We start from the raw sequence: 18,985 nt of genomic DNA on the forward strand, positions 1-18,985 counted from the left end.
GGAGCGAGGCTTGCCCGCGAAGGCGCCCGAAAGAACACCTCAAAAACTGGCCTGAACCCCACGCCCAAACCTTTCCCGATACACCGACGGCGGCACCCCCACCACACTGCGAAACGCCACTCGAAAACTCTCCACCGACCGATACCCACAACGCTCGGCAATCTGCTCGGTGTTGTCGCCCGTGCTTTCCAGCAACTCCCGCGCCCGCGCCAGGCGTTGATGTTGTAACCATGTCTTGGGCGACTGGCCGCTGGCTTCGGTGAAACGGCGCAGGAAGGTGCGCTCGCTCATCGCCGCCTCGCTGGCCAGGTCGCGCACTTCCAGCGGTTCGTGCAAACGCTCCCGAGCCCATTGCATGACGCGGGACAAATCGCTGCGGGGCGTCGGACTGACCGGTGTAGGAATAAACTGCGCCTGACCGCCGGTGCGTTGCGGCGACATCACCAGCCGCCGCGCCACCGAGTTGGCCACCTGAGTGCCAAAGTCCCGCGCCACCAGATGCAGGCAGGCATCGATCCCCGCCGCGCTGCCGGCCGAGGTGATCAACTGGCCCGAGTCGACGTAGAGCACGTCCGGGTCCACCAGAATGTTCGGGAAACGCTCGGCCAGTTCATGGGTGTAGCGCCAATGCGTGGTGGCGCGGTGACCGTCGAGCAACCCGGTGGCTGCCAGCACAAACACCCCGGAGCAGATCGACAGCAGCCGCGCGCCTCTCGCGTGGGCCAGCCGTAACGCAGAAAGCAGTGCTTCCGGCACTGGCGTCTGACGGTCGCGCCAACCGGGAACGATGATGGTTCGGGCGCTTTCCAGCAATTCCATGCCGCCGTCGGCCAGCACTTGAATGCCGCCCATGGCGCGCATCGGGCCTGTATCCACGGCGGCGATCTGATGTTCGTACCACGGGAAATCGAACTCCGGTCGGGCCAGGCCGAAGATCTCCACGGCGATGCCAAACTCAAAGGTGCACAGGCCGTCGTAGGCCAGGATCGCGACTAATCCAGGGTTGGTCTGCATTTGGCGGAAAGTTCCCGGTGAGTGTCTTGTGCGCCACTGTAGCGGCAAGCGGCGGGCAGATAAAGTCTGCCTACACCCACCGAGAAAAGGACTACACCCCATGACCAGCCTGGTACGCGCGATTCCCGCAGCCCCGTCGGCCATTGCCCTGATGCATTTCAGCAATCGCCTGACCTTTGAAACCGATTGTTCCGACGTGTTCGGCAGCCAGCAGGCCGGCGAGGTGGATTTTGTTCTGGTGGATACACGCGGCCCGTTGGCCTTTGAGCGGGGGCATGTGCCGGGGGCGATCAATATTCCGGGGCGGTTGATGACCACCGAGACGTTGGCGGCTTATCCCACATCCACGGTGTTCGTGGTCTATTGCGCCGGTCCACACTGCAACGGCGCGAACAAGGCTGCAGTGAAACTGGCGGCGCTGGGTTACCCGGTCAAGGAAATGATCGGCGGGGTGACGGGCTGGCTGGATGAGGGGTTTGAGTTGAGCGTCGAGGCGGCGCGTACGCCTATTGGTTGTGAATGCTGATCCCCAGACACAACTAATCAATTGTGGCGAGGGGGCTTGCCCCCGTTGGGTTGCGCAGCAGCCCCAAAAATCCCAGCTGTTGTCGAAAATTTTTGGGAGCGCTGCGCACTCCAACGGGGGCAAGCCCCCTCGCCACAAAAGCGTTTCACCGTCAGTTCAATGTAACTGCCCACCATTGATCCAGCGTCCCCCGCAGCCACTCAAACACCGCCGCATGCTCGACGCCATCATCCTGCCCGCGCGGCAACGGCGATTCATCACCGAAATGCTCATTCAGCAAAACCACCGATCGCGCATCCCACTCCGGGTGAAACTGTAACCCGACCCGCGTCGGCCCGACCCGATACATCTGCTGCTCGCACGCCTCACTGCTGGCCAGCAACTGCGCCCCCGGCGGCAAGTCGATCGCGTCTTCATGCCACTCCAGCACGTTCAACACCTGGCCATCCGCAAAGCTCACTCGGGTCCAGCCCGTTTCAGGACGCGCCATGCGCCGCACGCTCCCGCCCAGGCTCAAGGCCAACAGCTGCGCCCCCAGGCAAATGGCGAACACCGCCGCGCCTTGCTCCAGGCTGGCGGCCAGCCACTGGCGTTCATCTTCCAGCCATTCAGGCCCGGCATTGGATTCGTAAGGCCCTCCCAGCAGGATCACCGGAGCCGCACTGACTGGCGGCAACTGCCCGAGATCGGCGCGAAAGACATTCAACGAGATCCAGCGCAGCTTCGCCCATTCGGCAATGGCACCGGGACCTTCGGCGGGGTGGTGCTGGATCAGGTTGAGCTCAGGCATCGGGGTTCTCGGATTGGAAGCAGATGGCGCTCAATGTGCAGCAAAACATCGGTCATCGCCAGTGACGCTTGGCGCCGGTTTTCGTTGCGACTCTTCAGTCGGATAAACACCCGAACCCCGTAGGTTTTATCTGAAAACGAGGCTTGTCCTACAGTCTTTGCACCGCTCTGGCGCAAGGGTTTGAACGAGCCAATCGGTCAGTTACTTTTTTATAAGTATTTGTCGCTTAAACATAATTCGCCCTCCTGTAGCCGCTCTAGACTGCCGGCCACTTCGGGGTTCTCCACAAGAGCACCGACCGAAAGCGACCAATCGAAAGCTGCCAATAAAAGCCTCCGCACACAGGAGTTATAAATGAAGAAGCTAGTGATGTTCGGTGCCCTGGCACTGTCGATGTTGTCCCTGACCGCTGTGGCCGAAGACGCCAAGCCGATCCGCATCGGTATCGAAGCCGGTTACCCGCCATTCTCGATGAAAACTCCTGACGGCAAACTCACCGGTTTCGACGTCGATATCGGCGACGCGCTGTGCGAGCAGATGAAAGTGAAGTGCGTGTGGGTCGAGCAAGAGTTCGACGGCCTGATCCCGGCCCTGAAAGTGAAGAAAATCGACGCGATCCTGTCGTCCATGACCATCACTGACGACCGCAAGAAAAACGTCGATTTCACCATCAAGTACTACCACACCCCGGCGCGCTTCGTGATGAAGGAAGGCACCGACGTCAAGGACCCGCTGACCGAACTCAAGGGCAAGAAAGTCGGTGTACTGCGCGCCAGTACCCACGACCGCTTCGCCACTGAAGTGCTGCAACCGGCCGGGATTATCCTGGTGCGCTACGGTTCCCAGCAGGAAGCCAACCTGGACATGGTCTCCGGCCGCCTCGACGCGATGCTGGCTGACTCGGTCAACCTGGACGACGGTTTCCTGAAAACCGACGCCGGTAAAGGTTTCGCTTTCGTTGGCCCGACCTACGAAGACGCCAAGTACTTCGGCGGCGGCGCCGGTATCGCGGTGCGCAAGGGTGACAAGGCGCTGGCAGACCAATTCAGCACCGCCATCACCGAGATCCGCGCCAACGGCAAGTACAAGCAAGTGCAGGACAAATACTTCAATTTTGATGTGTACGGCGGCGAGTAATCCAGCCGTGTGAAAAAGTGGCTACCGTTGACGCGGTGGCCATTTTTTTTGTGTCCTTTTTAATTGGAATGAGATCCCCTGTGGGAGCGAGCTTGCTCGCGATGGCGGTTTGTCAGGCAACATCAATGTTGGCCGACAGGGCCTCATCGCGAGCAAGCTCGCTCCCACAGGGGACCTCACTACCCTGATATTCAGGAGTTACCCATGCAACGCATCGACCACCCACTGCCCTGGAGCCACCTCGGCACCGAGCGCACCCTCAGTGTGTTTCGTTATGGCGCCGGCACTCGCAAGGTCTACATTCAGGCCAGCCTGCACGCCGACGAATTGCCCGGCATGCGCACCGCATGGGAACTGAAAAAACGCCTGGCCGAACTCGAAACCCAAGGCCAGTTGCAAGGCGTAATCGAACTGGTGCCAGTGGCCAACCCGATCGGACTCGATCAGCACCTGCAAGGTGCGCACATGGGACGGTTCGAGCTGGGCAGCGGCAAGAACTTTAACCGTGCGTTTGTCGAGCTGAGTGAGCCGGTCGCCGCGTTGATCGGTGGCCAATTGGGTGATGACGCCGAGGCCAATATCGCGCTGATCCGTCAGACCATGGGCCAGGTGCTCGACGGTCTGCCGGCCCCGGCTTCGCAACTGGAAGCCATGCACCGCTTGCTGTTGCGCCACGCCTGCGACGCCGACGTCACCCTCGATTTGCATTGCGACTTCGACGCGGCGATTCATGTGTATGCGTTGCCGCAGCACTGGCCGCAGTGGCAGTCCCTGGCGGCACGCTTGAAGGCGGGTGTGGCATTGCTCTGTGAAGACTCCGGCGGCAGCTCGTTCGACGAATCCTGCTCGACGCCGTGGTTGCGTCTGGCGCGGACCTTCCCGGAAGCGGCGATTCCGCCAGCGAACCTCGCCACCACTGTGGAGCTGGGCAGCATGGGCGACACCCGGGTCGATCAGGCTCAAGCCAATTGCGAGGCGATTCTGGGCTTTCTCGCAGAACAGGGTTTTATCAGCGGCACCTGGCCGGCGGCGCCGAGCGAGTGCTGCGAAGGCATGCCGTTCGCCGGCACGGAATACCTGTTCGCCCCGCACCATGGCGTGGTCAGTTTTCTGCGCGAGGCGGGCGAATGGGTGGAGCAGGGCGATGCGTTGTTTGAAGTGGTCGATCCGTTGAACGATCGGGTCACGACCGTGCGGGCCGGGACCAGTGGCGTGCTGTTTGCGATTGATCGCGGGCGCTATACCCAGCCGGGGACGTGGCAGGCGAAAGTGGCGGGGCGGGTGCCGTTTCGGGTTGGGAAGTTGACCAACGATTGATCCTGGATCTTCGTTGGCTGTCGGGGCCTCTTCGCGGGCAAGCCTCGCTCCTACATTGGAATGCGGTCAAAAATGTAGGAGCGAGGCTTGCCCGCGAAGGCGGCATCCGCCACACCAAAAATATTTGTGGTGTTAGGGTATCCCCCGAATCCTGCCCCCCTGTGAAGGAAGGTTTATGCTGAAGTTTTTCGCGCTGTTCATGCTCCTGGCGTCTGCCACGGTCCACGCTCAAACCCCGCTGAACACTGATCTGCCGCTCAAATACCTCGAGCAGGCCAACCCCGATTCGCACAACCAGCCACTGGTGATTTTCCTCCACGGTTATGGCAGTAACGAGCGGGACCTGTTCGGGATCAAGGACGAACTGCCAGCGCAATACAATTACCTGTCGGTGCAGGCGCCGGTGGCGCTGGATGCGGACAGTTACCAGTGGTTTCGCAAGAAAGGCGAAGGCGCCTACAACGGTGAAACCGATGATCTGAAGACCAGCGGCAAGGTGTTGCTGGATTTCATCGGTCAGGCGGCGAAGAAATATCACACCGACGCCAGCAAGGTGTTTCTGGTGGGGTTCAGCCAGGGCGCGATCATGTCCTACGAGGTCGGCTTGCGTCATCCCGAAGCCATGGGCGGGATTGCCGCGTTGAGCGGGCGGATTCTGCCGGTGCTCAAATCGGAGCTGAAACCGGATGAAAAACGCCAGTCGCTGGCGATTTTCATCGGGCATGGCACCGAGGACAAACGCTTGCCGGTAGTCGATGGCACGGCGGCCAACAGCTTGTTGCAGAAACTCTCACTCAAGCCGGAGTTTCATACCTACGCAGGCCTGGGCCACAGCATCAGCGCCGCCGAAATCCAGGACTTGAACACCTGGCTTCAGCGGCTGAATCCCTGAGCATTTACTTGCCGGTGATCTGCTTGACCAGCGTGTCGTGGCCAGCCTTGTCGCTCGGGCGCGAGATGATCTGAATCACCGCCATCCGGTTGCCGGAACCGGCCATCAGCGTGGTGTTGAGGGTCTTGCCGCCGCCCTGGGTGGCGGTGCTGTCCACCTGGCGCAGGCCCAGGCCGGTGCCTTTCATCGTCAGGCTTTTTTCGCTGAGTTTGTTGAAGTCCGGCAGATTCTTGTGTTCAGCCACGTCGAAGTCGGCGGCGGTGGTGTCGAGGAATTCGCCGTCGTTATCTTTGACGTTGACGCCCGGCGCCAGGTTGTTTTCCGCGGCGATCACTACGGTTTTGGTTGTCTCGTTGGCGTACATGGTGCCCGTTGCGCCAGTCGCACCAGGCGGCAGCGGGTTGGCGACGAAGCCCTTGGGCAAGGTGAAGGTGAACTTGCCGCTGAGCATCGAAACTTTGATCGGCGCGCCATCGCTGGTCTTGGCTTTGGCGGCGTAAGCATTCAACGCCCCCAGGCTGGCAACCGCCGTCAGCAACAGGACAACGGCTTTTTTACTGAACAATGACATTGAAACTCTCCGGGGATAATCGCGCTAGGGGGCGATCATCCCACGGAATGCCCCCCCGTAGCAGCTGTCGAGCCCCAGCGAGGCTGCGTTCGGCGGCGAAGCCGTCGTAAACCCGGCATGCACGGTCATCCTGAAACACCGCGGTGCCGGATTTCACGACGGCTTCGCCGCCGAACGCAGTCTCGCTGGGGCTCGACAGCTGCTACGGGTTGCCGTTATGACGCCTGATTCTGCGGAAACAGGTTACGACGGGTTTCTTCGTCGAATTCTGCCTTGAGCACCAGTTGCTCTTTCAAGCCGTGAGCACGCTGGGCCGCCGGCCGCGCGCTGATTTCGTCGAACAGGCGCTTGACGTTCGGATACGCCGCCAGACCGTTTTCGCCGAGGATGTACGGCGCATAGTTGGCCCAGCCCCAGAGCGCCATGTCGGCGATGCTGTAGGTGTCGCCGGCCAGGTATTGATGTTCGGCCAGGCGCTGGTCGAGCACGCGATAGTGGCGTTCAACTTCTTTCAAGTAACGGTTTTTCGCATAAGCCAGGTCTTCCGGTGCGTGGTGCAGGAAGTGCACGGCTTGGCCGGAAAACGGCGACAGGCCGGTGGCGATGAACATCAGCCAGGACAGCAACTCAGCCTGACCGGCAACGCTGGTCGGCAGGAAACGCTGATGCTTTTGCGCCAGGTGCAGCAGGATCGCCTGGGAGTCGAACACCGTGGCATCGCCGTCAACCAGGGCCGGGACCTTGGCGTTCGGGTTGATCGCCAGGAACGCCAGCAAGTGTTGCTCGCCTTTGAAGGTATCGACGCCGATCAGCTCGTAAGGCGTTTGCAGCTCTTCAAGCAACAGGGCGACTTTCATCGGGTTCGGCGAAGGGTGGAAAAAGAATTTCATGGGGAAGGCCTCAGTCAGTGGGTTTGAACTGAGGCTGATGTTGAGCGAAACCCGTTCGATTGACGTACGAGGTTGTTGGTCTACTCGTTCGAAGTGATCGAACGAGTTGTCGGTGCCGGTTTCGCCAGTAAACGTCGGGTTACCCCGAGCATGCCCACGGACACCGCCACGCCGAGGCCGAACGCCGGTAGGCCGAGGCTGGGCAAGGTCAGCGCCAGCACCAGGCAGAACGCCGCGAACGAATACATGCCGGTGGCGGTGGCGCGCAACAATGCGGCGGTGAAGGCGGGGCCACGGGTTTGCTGGGAAAACACCGCCATCACGCTGCCGAGTACCGGGAAAACCGCGAGCAAGCCGCTCCAGCGCTCGCCCACGGTGCTGGCCAACAGCGTCACGGCCAACGTCAGCAGCGCGCCGGCGACCATGCGTAGCAGCAGTTTGTCGGACTTGGGCTTGGGGCCGGAAACAATCGGTTGCACCGACGGAAACAGGTACGGCGCGGCCAGCAGCGCAGTAGCGGCCGCGATCACCGAAAACGTCAGGGACGGCGGAATCACCGACAGCACCACGGCGGTGCCGGCCCACACCAACAGGGAAACCGCCAGCGCCGATGGCCAGCCAGCGCGTTGCGCCACTTGGGCGTAGGTCACGCAGAACGCAATCATCGCGAACATTGCAGACAGTGCGGCCGTCGCGGATTGGGCGGCGAACACTTGGCCTTGCTCGATGGCGAGGAAAAACAGAATCGGCCCGACCACCACCGGCAACCCCGACAACCAACCGGCCACGCTTGGTCCCCAGCGTTTGCCCGCCAGGGAAATCAGCAGCAGGAACCCGGGAATCACCAGCAATTTGAGCATCAGCACGCACGCACCTCCGACCTGTGTGAGGCGGCAACGTTAGCACTGTGGGCGATGGATTGCTCTATAAATGGCTGAATCCTGTATACAAAAACACCGGCCAGAAAATTGTACAGAATCCCTATTTGCGTATAAGTTTTATCAAGGGTTTCAGCGTACATCGAGCGGCCATGAACAGATCCTTTCTACGACACAGTCTTTGGCTGTTGGCCTTGCTTGGCGCCCAGGCACTGGCCAATTGGCAGGATGGCGTGCCCGGCGCGCGGATCATCGGTGCCGGTGAATTCAAAGTATTCGGCTTCGATGTCTACAACGCGCGGCTCTGGAGCGCGGCGCGACCGCTGGCGCCGGACCAGCCGTTTGCCTTGGAGCTGATCTACCAGCGCAGCATTTCCCGGGAGGATCTGGTGCAGGCCAGCGTCGACGAGATCAAGCGCTTGTCCGGCGCCTCGGTCAGCGCCGCGCAACTGGCCGGCTGGCAGGCGCAGATGCAACAGTCGTTCGTCGATGTTGAGGCGGGTACGCGCATCACCGGGGTGTATTTGCCAGGGCAGGGCGCGCGATTTTTTGTCGGCCAGCAGTTACAACACGAAGTGAAAGACCCGCAATTCGCCCGAGCCTTTTTCGACATCTGGCTCGATCCCCGCACCCGTAACCCCGAGTTGCGCCAGCAGTTGTTGGGTACCGCCAAGCCTTGAGGGCGTCGTCATGTTGAAGAAACTGTTGCTGGTGCTGTTCGTTTGTCTGGCCGGTTGCAGCGGCGTCGATGTACAGCGCTACAGCGAGCAAAACCCCAAGCTCGATTTGCCGGGGTTCTTTGTCGGCCGGGTGGATGGCTGGGGGATGTTCCAGAAGCGTTCGGGGGAGGTGGTCAAGCGCTTTCATGTGCTGATCGACAGCCGCATGGACGGGCCGAATCTGATCATGCACGAGGACTTTACCTACAGCGACGGCACGAAACAGACTCGAGTCTGGACCCTGCACCCGGACGGTCCTGGCCGTTGGCGCGGTACGGCCGGCGATGTGGTCGGCGAGTCGAGCGGCGAGGTGGCCGGAAACGCGTTGCACTGGCGCTACATTCTCAGCCTGCCGGTGGACGACAAGGTCTACCAGGTGCATTTCGATGACTGGATGTACCTGCTCGACGAAAACACCATGGCCAATCGCTCGGCGATGACCAAGCTCGGCTTCGAACTGGGTCAGGTGACGCTGTTCTTCCGCCGGCACGGGGCCTCGTAGAAGCTGCTTGGTGTGTAGCCTCAAGAGGCTCGAACCGTCTAAGCTGCGCCTTTCCAATTGTTTCTGGATGTTTGCGTGAAATTCAGCTTTTTGCCCAAAATCGCCACGGCGCCGTTTTGCCCGCCGGAAGTGGTTGGCAGCGTTGCCGTTGACCCGAATGCGACGTTCTTCAAGCGCATGCTGCGTTTTGCCGGGCCCGGTTTGCTGGTGTCGATCGGCTACATGGACCCGGGCAATTGGGCCACGGCCATCGAGGCCGGTTCGCGGTTTGGCTACAGCTTGTTGTTTGTGGTGTTGCTGGCGAGCCTGGCGGGGATGGTGGTGCAGTGTTTGTGCTCGCGATTGGGCATCGCCACCGGACGTGACCTGGCGCAACTGTCGCGCGAGCGCTACAGCACTCGCACCGCGCGGACCCAGTGGGTGCTGGCGGAAATCTCGATCATCGCCACGGATCTTGCCGAAGTGCTTGGCTGCGCCCTGGCGTTCCATTTGCTGCTGGGCTGTTCGCTGACCTTCGGCATCGCCCTGACTGCGTTTGACACGCTGCTGGTGCTGGCCTTGCAGAGCCGTGGTTTCCGTCGTCTTGAGGCGATCATGCTGGTGCTGGTCGGCACCATCGGCGCGTGTTTCTTCGTCGAGTTGTTGCTGATCAAACCTTATTGGCCGGACGTCGCCCGTGGCTTCACCCCGTCACTGTCGGCCATCGGCGACGCGGCGCCGCTGTACATCGCCATCGGTATTCTCGGGGCCACGGTGATGCCGCATAACTTGTATTTGCACACCTCGATCGTGCAGACCCGGATGATCGGCAAGGACCTGGCCAGCAAACAGGACGCGGTCAAACTGGCGCGCATCGACACCATCGGCTCGCTGGCCCTGGCGTTGCTGGTCAACGCGGCGATTCTGATTCTGGCGGCCGCCGCGTTCCATACCACCGGGCACAGCGACGTGGTGGACATCCAGGACGCCTATCATTTGCTCGATCCGCTGGTGGGCGGGGCATTGGCCAGTGTGCTGTTTGGCGTCGCGCTGCTGGCTTCGGGGCAGAGCTCGACGTTCACCGGCACCATCGCCGGGCAAGTGATCATGGAGGGTTACCTGAACCTGCGGATTCCTTGCTATCAGCGGCGATTGATTACGCGCGGACTGGCGCTGATCCCGGCGTTCATCGGCGTGTGGCTGATGGGCGACAACGCGATTGGCAAGCTGTTGGTGATGAGTCAGGTGGTGTTGAGCTTGCAGTTGCCGTTTGCGCTGTACCCGTTGATCAGCATGACCAACGACCAGAAGCTGATGGGACCGTTTGTGAATCGGCTGCCGACGCGGGTGTTGGCGTGGGGGCTGTTTACGGTGATCAGCGCGGCGAATGCGTGGTTGATTTTGCAATTGGTGGTTTGAGTCCAGGAGGTATGTTGTCTGGGCTGGCCTCTTCGCGAGCAAGCCCGCTCCCACAGTTGATTTGTAGTGAACTCAAGATCTATGTGCACATCAATTTAATGTGGGAGCGAGCCTGCTCGCGAAGAACGATAACGCGGTCATCCGCCAAACGCTTCCATCACAAAATCAATAAACACCCTGGTCTTGGCTGGCATCAGCGTGCGGCTAGGGTAGTACAGCGAGATCGGCCCCGCGTCGGCATGCCAGTCCGGCAGCAGGCGCACCAGTTCACCGCGCTGGATTTGTGTGACCACGTCCGGCAACACCAGCAGCGTCACACCCAGACCCAAAAGCGCAGCTTCGCGCATGGCGGCCGGGTCGTTGAGGACGATGTTTTCATTCAGCGCAGCACTCACTTCCTGGCCCGCACCATCGCGCATCACCCACTGACGAATCCGCCCGGTGCGAATGCCGCGCATCACGATGCCGGTGTGGCCGAGCAAGTCCGCCGGGGTGACGGGCAGGGTGCGTCCGGCCAGGTAAGCCGGTGACGCCACGGCGACGATATCCGCCGCCGCCAACCGCCGCGAGATGACTCCGGGCGTCAGCTCAAAACCACCACCGATGGCCGCGTCATAGCCTTCGGCAATCAAATCGACCTGACGATTCTCGAAATGCCACTCTGGCCGAATCAACGGATAACGCGCCAGAAACGTCGGCAGCAACGGCAGCACATGCCCGATCCCAAAGGTCGGCGCCAGGCTGACTTTGAGCACACCCGCCGGCTCACTGCGATCACTGCTCACGGCACTGATCGCTGCCTGCAACGCCTCCAGGTTGCCGCCGATGCTCGCCAGAAAACGCTCCCCGGCTTCAGTCAGGGACAGTTTGCGGGTCGAGCGTTGGAACAGCCGCACACCGAGGTTGCGTTCCAGCATCGCCACGTTGCGGCTGACCGCAGCCGGTGTCAGCGCCAGCAAACGCGCGGCGGCGGAAAAGCTGCCGGTTTCGGCGCTGCGCACAAAGGATTCGAGGTTGGCGAGGGTTTCCATAGCGGGCACCTGATAGCAATGCTTGAAGATCATTCAAATCATTACCGGCTAATCAAGCGCTAATGGCAAGCGCAGTATTCACTCCAACGACAACCTGTATCGGAGTGAAGAACCATGAGCACTATCGGAATCATCGGCGCTGGCGCCATCGGCTCAGCCTTTGCCCGGGCCCTGTCCCGGAAAGGGATTGAATTGGTCATCGCCAACAGCCGCGGGCCGCAAACTTTGGCGTCGCTGGTAGAAGAACTCGGGCCAACCGCCCGTGCCGGCAGCCGTGAAGAAGCGGCTGCGCAAGACATCGTGCTGATCGCGGTCAACTGGTCGAAATTGCCGACAGCGTTGGCAGGGTTGCCGGACTTTGGCGGAAGGATTGTTATCGATGCCAACAACTCGATCGAGGCGCCAGCGTTCAAGGCTGTGGATTTGCAGGGCCGTACGTCCAGCGAAGTGTTCGCCGAATGGGTGCCGGGGGCGCGAGTGGTGAAGGCGTTCAATCACCTGGCGGCGCGGTTGCTGGAAAGTGATCCGGCGGCGGAGGGCGGCAAGCGGGTGCTGTTTCTTTCGGGGGATGATGCCGGGGCGAAAGGGCAGGTCAGTGCGCTGATCGAGCAGTTGGGGTTCTGCGGGATTGATCTTGGCGAGCTGAGTGTCGGGGCGCGGTTGGCGCAGTTCCCGGGTGGGCCGTTGCCGATTCTGAATCTGGTGAAGTTTGGCTGAGAGCCAGGCAAAAAGAACCCGGTGCATCTGAACTGCTGAGTAGCTTTTGTGGCGAGGGAGCTTGCTCCCGCTGGGTTGCGAAGCAGCCCCAAAATCTCGGCAATTGTCGAAGATTTTGCGAGCGCTTCGCACTCGAGCGGGAGCAAGCTCCCTCGCCACAGTTAGTCAGCGTCGGCACAGGCCGAGCACATTCAGACACGCCGGGGTGTTGCCAGACAGCGAACGGATATTCGTGGGTCCCCGCGCTGTCTGTTGAACGCTTTAAGCCCGTTCGATCGCCAGTGCCACGCCTTGACCACCACCGATGCACAGGGTGGCGAGGCCTTTTTTGGCGTCGCGCTTGATCATTTCATGCAGCAGGGTCACCAACACACGGCAACCCGAGGCACCGATCGGGTGGCCCAAGGCGATGGCGCCGCCATTGACGTTGACCTTGTCCAGATCCCATTCCAGGTCCTTGGCGACTGCCAAAGACTGCGCGGCGAACGCTTCGTTGGCTTCGATCAGGTCCAGTTGGTCGATCGACCAGCCAGCCTTGCTCAGGCAGCGGCGAGTCGCGGATACCGGGCCGATGCCCATGATCGCAGGGTCCACGCCTGCGTTGGCGTAAGCGGCGATTTTCGCCAGGACCGGCAGGCCCAGGGCTTTGGCTTTGTCGGCGCTCATCAGGATCACGGCGGCTGCACCGTCGTTCAAGGACGACGCGTTACCGGCGGTCACCGAACCGTCCTTCTTGAAGGCCGGTTTCAGTTTGCCCAAGGCTTCGGCGGTGGTGCCGGCCCGTGGTTGTTCGTCGGTGGCGAAGGACAGCGGATCGCCCTTGCGCTGCGGAATCAGGATCGGCGTGATCTCATCGACAAAACGCCCGGCTTCAATCGCTGCCGAAGCTTTTTGCTGGGAGGCTGCGGCGAAGGCGTCCTGTTGTTCGCGGGTCAGGCTGTACTTCTCCGCCAGGTTCTCGGCGGTAATGCCCATGTGGTAGTCGTTGAACGCATCCCACAGACCGTCGCTGATCATGGTGTCGACGATTTGCGCGTGACCCATGCGCAGACCGGTGCGCGCGCCCGGCATCACATAGTTGGACAGGCTCATGTTTTCCTGGCCGCCGGCAATGATCACGTCGGCATCGCCACAGCGAATCGCCTGGGTCGCCAGGTGCAGGGCTTTCAAGCCCGAACCGCAGACCTTGTTCAAAGTCATCGCCGGCACGCTGAACGGCAGGCCAGCCTTGATCGCCGACTGGCGCGCAGGGTTCTGCCCGGCGCCAGCGGTGAGCACCTGGCCCATGATCACTTCATCGACTTGCGCCGGGTCGAGCCCGGTTTGCGCCAGCAACTGACGGATCACCGCAGCGCCCAGGTCAACGGCGGACACACCGGCCAACGCACCCTGGAAACTGCCGATGGCGGTACGGGTGGCGGCAACAATAACGACGTCTTGCATGGAATGATTCCTCACTGAGCAGCGAATTGCATTTCCGGAACATGATCCGGCACGATCAGTTTACCGGCGGTCTTAGCGACGATCTCTTCAACACTGACACCCGGCGCGCGTTCCTTGAGAATGAACGCGCCGTTTTCGATTTCCAGGTAAGCCAGGTCGGTCAGCACACGCTTGATGCACCCGGCGCCGGTCAGCGGCAGGCTGCATTTGGACAGGAGCTTGGACTCACCGTCCTTGGACGCGTGGGTCATGATCACAATGATGTTGTCTGCGCCAGCCACCAGGTCCATCGCGCCGCCCATGCCCTTGACCAGTTTGCCCGGGATCATCCACGAAGCGATGTTGCCTTCAACGTCGACTTCGAAGGCGCCCAGCACGGTCAGGTCGACGTGGCCACCGCGAATCATCGCGAAGGACTCGGCCGAGGAAAAGATCGACGCGCCGATACGCGCGGTCACGGTTTGTTTGCCGGCGTTGATCATGTCGGCATCGATGGTTTCTTCAGTAGGAAAAGGACCCATGCCGAGCAGGCCGTTTTCCGACTGCAGCATGACTTCCATGCCTTCGGGAATGTAGTTGGCGACCAGGGTCGGGATGCCGATGCCCAGGTTCACGTAGAAGCCGTCCTGCATTTCGCGGGCGACGCGTTGAGCCATTTGTTCGCGGGAAAGTGCCATTGTTGTTATTCCTTCATTCGGTCCGGGGGCAGGGGATCACTTACGCACGGTGCGCTGTTCGATGCGCTTCTCGAACGTGCCGCAAATGACCCGGTCGACGTAGATCCCAGGGGTGTGGATCTGCGCCGGGTCCAGCTCGCCGGGCTCGACGATTTCTTCGACTTCGACCACGGTGATCTTGCCGGCAGTGGCGGCCAGCGGATTGAAGTTCTGGGCGGTGTGGCGATAGATGACGTTGCCGAAATGGTCGGCTTTCCAGCCTTTGACGATGGCGAAGTCACCGGTGATGGATTCTTCCATCAAGTACTTGCGACCGTGGAATTCACGCACTTCCTTGCCTTCGGCCACCGGGGTGCCGACGCCAGTCGCCGTGAAGAACGCCGGGATGCCGGCGCCGCCCGCGCGCATTTTTTCGGCGAGGGTGCCTTGAGGGGTCAAAACGACTTCGATTTCGCCTTTCAGCAGTTGGTCTTCGAACAGTTTGTTCTCGCCGACATAGGAGGCCACCACTTTGCGAATCTGCCGGTCTACCAGCAGCACGCCGAGGCCGAAACCGTCGACGCCGCAATTGTTGGAAACCACCGTGAGGTCGCGGGTGCCTTTGCGCTTGATCTCGGCGATGAGGTTTTCCGGGATCCCGCACAGGCCGAAGCCGCCGGCTATCACGGTCATGCCGTCTTCAAGACCTGCAAGGGCTTCCTCGTAGGAACTCACGCGCTTGTCGAAACCTGCCATATGCACCTCTTTTATTCTTTATGGGCGGCTGGCTAGCCGTAGTGGAAGTGAGTGTCGCGCTGGCGTATTCATTTGTTAAGTTGATTTTTAAGGTTGATTGATAGATAAAACTCACCAATCAATCTTGTGGGGACGGGCCTGCTCGCGAAGGCGAACTAAAGGGCTCACCCATCGCTCTGTAGGAGCAAAGCTTGCTCGCAATAGCGATTTCAAGGACGCCTTCGCGGGCAAGCCTCGCTCCTACAGATAGCACATACGCCAATTACAGGAGCCATTCGCCATGACCGTCAAGCAGATCCGCGCCTTCCTGGCCGTGGCCCAGAGCCTGAGTTTCGCGGTGGCCTGCGAGCGCTTGCACCTGTCGCAATCGGCGTTGAGCCTGACCATCAAGGCACTGGAAGAAGGCCTCGGCGGGCGTCTGTTCAGCCGCAACACGCGCAACGTCGCGCTGACCCCGGAGGGCGAATCCCTGGTGCCGCTGGCCCGTCGCCTGATCGCCGATTGGGACAATGCCGAAGACGAACTGCGCCAGCGCTTCACCTTGCAGCGTGGCCGCGTGACGGTGGCGGCGATGCCGTCGTTTGCCGGCAACCTGCTGCCGCCGATCCTCAAGACTTTCCGCGCGCGTTACCCAAAGGTCAACGTCACGGTGAACGACGTGATCAACGAGCAGGTGCTGGAAATGGTCCGCGACCGCCAGGTTGAACTCGGCGTGTCGTTCGAACCGGCCCACAGCACCTCGCTGGAGTTTACGCCGTTGTACATCGACCGCTTTGTCGCGGTGGTGCCGCATGATTCGGCGCTGGCGGCACTCGACGATATCGAATGGCAGACGTTATTGAAGGAACCGTTTATCACCTTGCAGCGACCCTCCACGGTACGGGTGATGCTCGAAGAACACTTGCAGGCCCGGGGTATGAAACTGCCGGTGGAGTTTGAAAGCCATCAACTGGCGACGGTCGGGCGCATGGTCGCCAGCGGGCTGGGCGTGAGCGCGGTGCCGGCGTTGTGTGTGCGGCAAATGCAGGAGCTGGGCGCGCACTGCATCACCTTGCGAGATCCGGTGGTGGAACGGGCGATTGGTGTGTTGACCAAACCTGGGCATGAACTGTCGGCGGCGGCGCAGGCGTTGTTTGATATTTTCAGGGAGGAGGATTTGGGGCGGCAGTTGGAACCACCCCTCACCCTAACCCTCTCCCCAGAGGGGCGAGGGGACTGACCGAGGGGTTCTTGGAGCTACATCGACCTGAAAAACCGAGTCGAACTCAGGTTTGAACAGCATGAAGATCTGCTCCCTTTCCCCCTCTCCCCACTGGGGAGAGGGCTGGGGTGAGGGGTGGATTTTGAGCCTGACACCATGCTGGTGGCATCAACGATTAAGGCGTTGTGTCAGCAGGGGCAATAATTGCTCGCAAGAACCCTCAATCTTCATATCCAGAATCTCATCCGCTCGGGTCTTGCCCAGATTGATCGCAATCAACGGTTTGCCCTGATCCACCACCGCCCGGCACAACCGAAATGCCGAATACGCCATCAACGACGACCCCACCACCAGCAATCCCGCCGCTTTCTCAACCGTCGCCATGGCCTTGGCCGCCGTCACCTGCGCGACGTTCTCGCCAAAAAACACCACGTCCGGCTTCATCCGTTGCTCGCCGCAATGGGGACAGTGCGGGACTTGAAAGCGCGCTTCAAACGCCGGATCGAGCAGGGTATCGCCATCCGGCGCCTGCACCGCATCGACTCCGGCCAGGTACGGGTTTTGCGCTTCCATCAGTTGCTGGATCGCATCGCGTTCGCTGCGCTGGCCGCAGTCCAGGCACAGCACCCGGTGCAGGCTGCCGTGGAGTTCGATCACGTCATGGCTGCCGGCCTGGTCGTGCAAGGTGTCGACGTTCTGGGTGATCAGCCCGCCGATCTGCTGCGAACTCTGCAAGCTGGCCAGCGCCTCATGGGCCGCGTTCGGACTGGCCAGGCGCACCCGCGGCCAACCCAGCATCGCCCGCGCCCAATAACGGCGTCGCGATTCGGGCGCGGCGAGGAATTCCTGATACATCATCGGTTGCCGGCCACGGCGTACGCCCTGGTTGTCGCGGTAGTCCGGAATGCCCGACGGTGTGCTGATCCCGGCGCCAGTCAGCACTGCGAACGGCTGATCGGCCATTAACTGCTGAAGTCGGTCGAGTTGTTCGCGGATGGGGCTGTCGAGCATGTTCAACACTCCGGGAGACCTTGAGTGTTTGCAGGGTAGCATTTGCCGATCACAACGCGGCTCTCACAAATAACGCAACCTGTAGCAGCTGGCGAAGCCTGCGTTCGGCTGCGCAGCAGTCGTAAAACCTGAGCATGCGGTCTTTCTGATAAACCGCGTCAGCTGATTTCACGACTGCTGCGCAGCCGAACGCAGGCTTCGCCAGCTGCTACAAAGGCTGTGTTCACCTTATTTACGCGCTTCAAGACGCAGTCGTAAAACCTGAGCATGCGGTCCTTCTGATAAACCGCGTCAGCTGATTTCACGACTGCTGCGCAGCCGAACGCAGGCTTCGCCAGCTGCTACAAGGGCTGTGTTCACCTCGTTACAGACCCTTATTTACGCGCTTCAAGAATCAGGTTGAACGGCGTTTCCGTGGCCCGGCGGAAATGCTTGAACCCGGCTTCGGTAAATACCTTGCGCAACCGCGCCTCGCCCGCTTGGGCACCGAGCCCGAGGCCGACCTCCTGGGACAGCGAGTTCGGCGTGCAGATGAACGTCGAAGCCGCGTAGAACAACCGTCCCACCGGGGTGATGTTGTCGTCGAGGGAGTCGTTGGCATAAGGCTCCACTAACAGCACCGAGCCGTCCGGTTTCAGTGAGTCGTAGGCGTGCCGCGCAGCGCCGACCGGGTCGCCCATGTCGTGAAGGCAATCGAAGTAGCAGACCAGGTCATAGTCGGTGCCCGGATAACTTTTCGCCGTACCCTGAAAGAACCGCGCACGGCCAGACACACCACCGGCTTCGGCGCGCTGGGTGGCGACGGTGACCGAGGGCGCGTGGTAGTCGAAGCCGACGAACCGCGAATCCGGAAACGCCTGCGCCATGATCACGGTCGAGGCGCCATGCCCACAGCCGATGTCCGCGACTTTGGCCCCGGCCTCGAGTTTGGCGACCACGCCTTCCAGGGCTGGCAGCCATTCGGCGATCAGGTGCGCCTTGTAGCCAGGGCGGAAAAACCGTTCGGTGCCACTGAACATGCATGGATGGTGCTCGCCCCAGGGCAGGGCGCCGTCGCCGCGAAAGGCTTTCACCAGTTTGTCCTTGTCATGGAAAAACGACGCGACCACGCCGATACCGCCGGCGATGTACACCGGCGAATCCTCGATCGCCAAGGCCAGGGCTTGTTCTTCGGGCAAACGGAACTGGCCGTCCTGATGTTCCATGTAACCGGACGCGGCATGGGCGCTGAGCCATTCGCGCACCAGGCGAGGGTGGCAACCGGTCTTGTCGGCGAGTGCTTCGGGAGTGACTGACTGGCTGTCGGCCATGGCCCGGTACAAGCCGAGTTCTTCGCCGAGAATGACATTGGCCAGCATCGCCGCGCCGCCCATGTCGTTGACCAGTTTGCCCATGAAATCGATAAGTCTGGCCTCGTCCATCACGTGTGCTCCTATTGCAGGATCACGGTCCAGAGGCCTTGTTTGTCGAGGCGTGCGCCCCTGGGCGGTGGTCGTGGGAATGATCAGGACGAGGACCCCGTCCTGCGTGCATTAA

Annotated in this window: 20 protein-coding genes; 9 read left to right on the plus strand and 11 right to left on the minus strand. The window is 61.1% G+C overall.

What is annotated here, in order from left to right; translation table 11 throughout:
- Nucleotides 1–39: 39 nt before the first annotated feature.
- Nucleotides 40–1,014 carry a transcriptional regulator FtrA gene (ftrA, locus tag ACIOYV_RS01280; RefSeq protein WP_401320145.1) on the minus strand — a complete coding sequence of 325 codons (975 nt, stop codon included), beginning with the start codon at nucleotides 1,012–1,014 and terminating at the stop codon, nucleotides 40–42.
- A gap of 100 nt (nucleotides 1,015–1,114) precedes the next feature.
- Between ftrA and ACIOYV_RS01285 the strand changes: the two genes are divergently transcribed.
- Nucleotides 1,115–1,540: a rhodanese-like domain-containing protein gene (locus ACIOYV_RS01285; protein WP_401320147.1), complete on the plus strand. Its 426-nt coding sequence runs from the start codon at nucleotides 1,115–1,117 to the stop codon at nucleotides 1,538–1,540.
- 151 nt (nucleotides 1,541–1,691) lie between these two features.
- Here the strand turns inward: ACIOYV_RS01285 and ACIOYV_RS01290 are convergent, their stop codons facing one another.
- Entirely contained in the window at nucleotides 1,692–2,330 is a 639-nt protein-coding gene (locus tag ACIOYV_RS01290) for a type 1 glutamine amidotransferase (RefSeq protein WP_401320148.1), read from the minus strand.
- Nucleotides 2,331–2,684: 354 nt separating this feature from the next.
- Here ACIOYV_RS01290 and ACIOYV_RS01295 point away from each other — a divergent pair, with 354 nt between their 5' ends.
- The 3 genes from ACIOYV_RS01295 (at nucleotide 2,685) to ACIOYV_RS01305 (ending at nucleotide 5,676) form a co-directional block, all read left to right on the plus strand.
- Nucleotides 2,685–3,467: an ABC transporter substrate-binding protein gene (locus ACIOYV_RS01295; RefSeq protein WP_163914122.1), complete on the plus strand. Its 783-nt coding sequence runs from the start codon at nucleotides 2,685–2,687 to the stop codon at nucleotides 3,465–3,467.
- A gap of 204 nt (nucleotides 3,468–3,671) precedes the next feature.
- Entirely contained in the window at nucleotides 3,672–4,784 is a 1,113-nt protein-coding gene (locus tag ACIOYV_RS01300; RefSeq protein ID WP_163914124.1) for a M14 family metallopeptidase, read from the plus strand.
- Between the two features lie 175 nt (nucleotides 4,785–4,959).
- Nucleotides 4,960–5,676, plus strand: coding sequence for an alpha/beta hydrolase (locus ACIOYV_RS01305; RefSeq protein ID WP_401320152.1), 717 nt, complete (start codon nucleotides 4,960–4,962; stop codon nucleotides 5,674–5,676).
- 4 nt (nucleotides 5,677–5,680) lie between these two features.
- Here ACIOYV_RS01305 and ACIOYV_RS01310 read toward each other — a convergent pair whose 3' ends face one another.
- From ACIOYV_RS01310 to ACIOYV_RS01320, 3 genes are all read right to left on the minus strand, one after another.
- On the minus strand, nucleotides 5,681–6,247 hold the full coding sequence (locus tag ACIOYV_RS01310) for a hypothetical protein (protein WP_290029597.1): 567 nt from the start codon (nucleotides 6,245–6,247) through the stop codon (nucleotides 5,681–5,683).
- Nucleotides 6,248–6,462: 215 nt separating this feature from the next.
- Nucleotides 6,463–7,137 (minus strand): glutathione S-transferase family protein, encoded by a 675-nt coding sequence (locus ACIOYV_RS01315; RefSeq protein ID WP_401320154.1) that lies wholly within the window; start codon nucleotides 7,135–7,137, stop codon nucleotides 6,463–6,465.
- 80 nt (nucleotides 7,138–7,217) lie between these two features.
- A complete protein-coding gene (locus tag ACIOYV_RS01320; RefSeq protein WP_401320156.1) occupies nucleotides 7,218–8,003 on the minus strand; it encodes a hypothetical protein in 786 nt (261 codons plus the stop codon).
- A 164-nt stretch (nucleotides 8,004–8,167) separates the two neighbouring features.
- Between ACIOYV_RS01320 and ACIOYV_RS01325 the strand changes: the two genes are divergently transcribed.
- The 3 genes from ACIOYV_RS01325 to ACIOYV_RS01335 all read left to right on the plus strand — a co-directional run bounded on the left by ACIOYV_RS01325 (nucleotide 8,168) and on the right by ACIOYV_RS01335 (nucleotide 10,634).
- Nucleotides 8,168–8,695, plus strand: a complete 528-nt coding sequence (locus ACIOYV_RS01325; protein ID WP_401320159.1) for a chalcone isomerase family protein — start codon at nucleotides 8,168–8,170, stop codon at nucleotides 8,693–8,695.
- A 10-nt stretch (nucleotides 8,696–8,705) separates the two neighbouring features.
- A complete protein-coding gene (locus tag ACIOYV_RS01330) occupies nucleotides 8,706–9,236 on the plus strand; it encodes a DUF3833 domain-containing protein (RefSeq protein WP_401320162.1) in 531 nt (176 codons plus the stop codon).
- A 75-nt stretch (nucleotides 9,237–9,311) separates the two neighbouring features.
- Nucleotides 9,312–10,634, plus strand: a complete 1,323-nt coding sequence (locus ACIOYV_RS01335; protein ID WP_401320165.1) for an Nramp family divalent metal transporter — start codon at nucleotides 9,312–9,314, stop codon at nucleotides 10,632–10,634.
- 137 nt (nucleotides 10,635–10,771) lie between these two features.
- On the opposite strand, the gene ACIOYV_RS01340 is transcribed toward ACIOYV_RS01335, so the two are convergent.
- Nucleotides 10,772–11,665 (minus strand): LysR substrate-binding domain-containing protein, encoded by an 894-nt coding sequence (locus ACIOYV_RS01340; protein WP_401320167.1) that lies wholly within the window; start codon nucleotides 11,663–11,665, stop codon nucleotides 10,772–10,774.
- 114 nt (nucleotides 11,666–11,779) lie between these two features.
- Here ACIOYV_RS01340 and ACIOYV_RS01345 point away from each other — a divergent pair, with 114 nt between their 5' ends.
- A complete protein-coding gene (locus tag ACIOYV_RS01345; protein WP_401320169.1) occupies nucleotides 11,780–12,382 on the plus strand; it encodes an NADPH-dependent F420 reductase in 603 nt (200 codons plus the stop codon).
- 261 nt (nucleotides 12,383–12,643) lie between these two features.
- Here the strand turns inward: ACIOYV_RS01345 and ACIOYV_RS01350 are convergent, their stop codons facing one another.
- Genes ACIOYV_RS01350 through ACIOYV_RS01360 form a run of 3 tightly spaced genes read right to left on the minus strand, consistent with a single transcriptional unit; the run spans nucleotide 12,644 to nucleotide 15,237 of the window.
- The gene (locus ACIOYV_RS01350) at nucleotides 12,644–13,825 is read right to left on the minus strand and encodes an acetyl-CoA C-acetyltransferase (RefSeq protein ID WP_401320171.1); all 1,182 of its coding nucleotides are present in this window, start codon (nucleotides 13,823–13,825) and stop codon (nucleotides 12,644–12,646) included.
- A gap of 11 nt (nucleotides 13,826–13,836) precedes the next feature.
- Nucleotides 13,837–14,502 carry a CoA transferase subunit B gene (locus tag ACIOYV_RS01355; protein WP_054051104.1) on the minus strand — a complete coding sequence of 222 codons (666 nt, stop codon included), beginning with the start codon at nucleotides 14,500–14,502 and terminating at the stop codon, nucleotides 13,837–13,839.
- A 36-nt stretch (nucleotides 14,503–14,538) separates the two neighbouring features.
- Nucleotides 14,539–15,237: a CoA transferase subunit A gene (locus tag ACIOYV_RS01360; RefSeq protein WP_054051106.1), complete on the minus strand. Its 699-nt coding sequence runs from the start codon at nucleotides 15,235–15,237 to the stop codon at nucleotides 14,539–14,541.
- Nucleotides 15,238–15,517: 280 nt separating this feature from the next.
- Here ACIOYV_RS01360 and ACIOYV_RS01365 point away from each other — a divergent pair, with 280 nt between their 5' ends.
- Nucleotides 15,518–16,456: a LysR substrate-binding domain-containing protein gene (locus ACIOYV_RS01365; RefSeq protein WP_401320175.1), complete on the plus strand. Its 939-nt coding sequence runs from the start codon at nucleotides 15,518–15,520 to the stop codon at nucleotides 16,454–16,456.
- A gap of 150 nt (nucleotides 16,457–16,606) precedes the next feature.
- On the opposite strand, the gene ACIOYV_RS01370 is transcribed toward ACIOYV_RS01365, so the two are convergent.
- Together ACIOYV_RS01370 and ACIOYV_RS01375 are read right to left on the minus strand one after the other, a co-directional pair.
- Entirely contained in the window at nucleotides 16,607–17,449 is an 843-nt protein-coding gene (locus ACIOYV_RS01370; protein ID WP_401320178.1) for an NAD-dependent protein deacetylase, read from the minus strand.
- 374 nt (nucleotides 17,450–17,823) lie between these two features.
- Nucleotides 17,824–18,870, minus strand: a complete 1,047-nt coding sequence (locus ACIOYV_RS01375) for a class I SAM-dependent methyltransferase (protein ID WP_401320179.1) — start codon at nucleotides 18,868–18,870, stop codon at nucleotides 17,824–17,826.
- Nucleotides 18,871–18,985 lie beyond the last annotated feature (115 nt).

Origin of the sequence: Pseudomonas sp. NPDC087342 (genome assembly GCF_044744265.1) — a bacterium.
Classification (GTDB): Bacteria; Pseudomonadota; Gammaproteobacteria; order Pseudomonadales; family Pseudomonadaceae; genus Aquipseudomonas; species Aquipseudomonas nunensis.

Coding starts and splice junctions, on each gene's coding strand:
- ftrA (WP_401320145.1), bottom strand. CDS start 1,014: ATGCAGACCAACCCTGGATTAGTCGCGATCCTGGCCTACGACGGCCTG.
- ACIOYV_RS01285 (WP_401320147.1), top strand. CDS start 1,115: ATGACCAGCCTGGTACGCGCGATTCCCGCAGCCCCGTCGGCCATTGCC.
- ACIOYV_RS01290 (WP_401320148.1), bottom strand. CDS start 2,330: ATGCCTGAGCTCAACCTGATCCAGCACCACCCCGCCGAAGGTCCCGGT.
- ACIOYV_RS01295 (WP_163914122.1), top strand. CDS start 2,685: ATGAAGAAGCTAGTGATGTTCGGTGCCCTGGCACTGTCGATGTTGTCC.
- ACIOYV_RS01300 (WP_163914124.1), top strand. CDS start 3,672: ATGCAACGCATCGACCACCCACTGCCCTGGAGCCACCTCGGCACCGAG.
- ACIOYV_RS01305 (WP_401320152.1), top strand. CDS start 4,960: ATGCTGAAGTTTTTCGCGCTGTTCATGCTCCTGGCGTCTGCCACGGTC.
- ACIOYV_RS01310 (WP_290029597.1), bottom strand. CDS start 6,247: ATGTCATTGTTCAGTAAAAAAGCCGTTGTCCTGTTGCTGACGGCGGTT.
- ACIOYV_RS01315 (WP_401320154.1), bottom strand. CDS start 7,137: ATGAAATTCTTTTTCCACCCTTCGCCGAACCCGATGAAAGTCGCCCTG.
- ACIOYV_RS01325 (WP_401320159.1), top strand. CDS start 8,168: ATGAACAGATCCTTTCTACGACACAGTCTTTGGCTGTTGGCCTTGCTT.
- ACIOYV_RS01330 (WP_401320162.1), top strand. CDS start 8,706: ATGTTGAAGAAACTGTTGCTGGTGCTGTTCGTTTGTCTGGCCGGTTGC.
- ACIOYV_RS01340 (WP_401320167.1), bottom strand. CDS start 11,665: ATGGAAACCCTCGCCAACCTCGAATCCTTTGTGCGCAGCGCCGAAACC.
- ACIOYV_RS01345 (WP_401320169.1), top strand. CDS start 11,780: ATGAGCACTATCGGAATCATCGGCGCTGGCGCCATCGGCTCAGCCTTT.
- ACIOYV_RS01350 (WP_401320171.1), bottom strand. CDS start 13,825: ATGCAAGACGTCGTTATTGTTGCCGCCACCCGTACCGCCATCGGCAGT.
- ACIOYV_RS01355 (WP_054051104.1), bottom strand. CDS start 14,502: ATGGCACTTTCCCGCGAACAAATGGCTCAACGCGTCGCCCGCGAAATG.
- ACIOYV_RS01360 (WP_054051106.1), bottom strand. CDS start 15,237: ATGGCAGGTTTCGACAAGCGCGTGAGTTCCTACGAGGAAGCCCTTGCA.
- ACIOYV_RS01365 (WP_401320175.1), top strand. CDS start 15,518: ATGACCGTCAAGCAGATCCGCGCCTTCCTGGCCGTGGCCCAGAGCCTG.
- ACIOYV_RS01370 (WP_401320178.1), bottom strand. CDS start 17,449: ATGCTCGACAGCCCCATCCGCGAACAACTCGACCGACTTCAGCAGTTA.
- ACIOYV_RS01375 (WP_401320179.1), bottom strand. CDS start 18,870: ATGGACGAGGCCAGACTTATCGATTTCATGGGCAAACTGGTCAACGAC.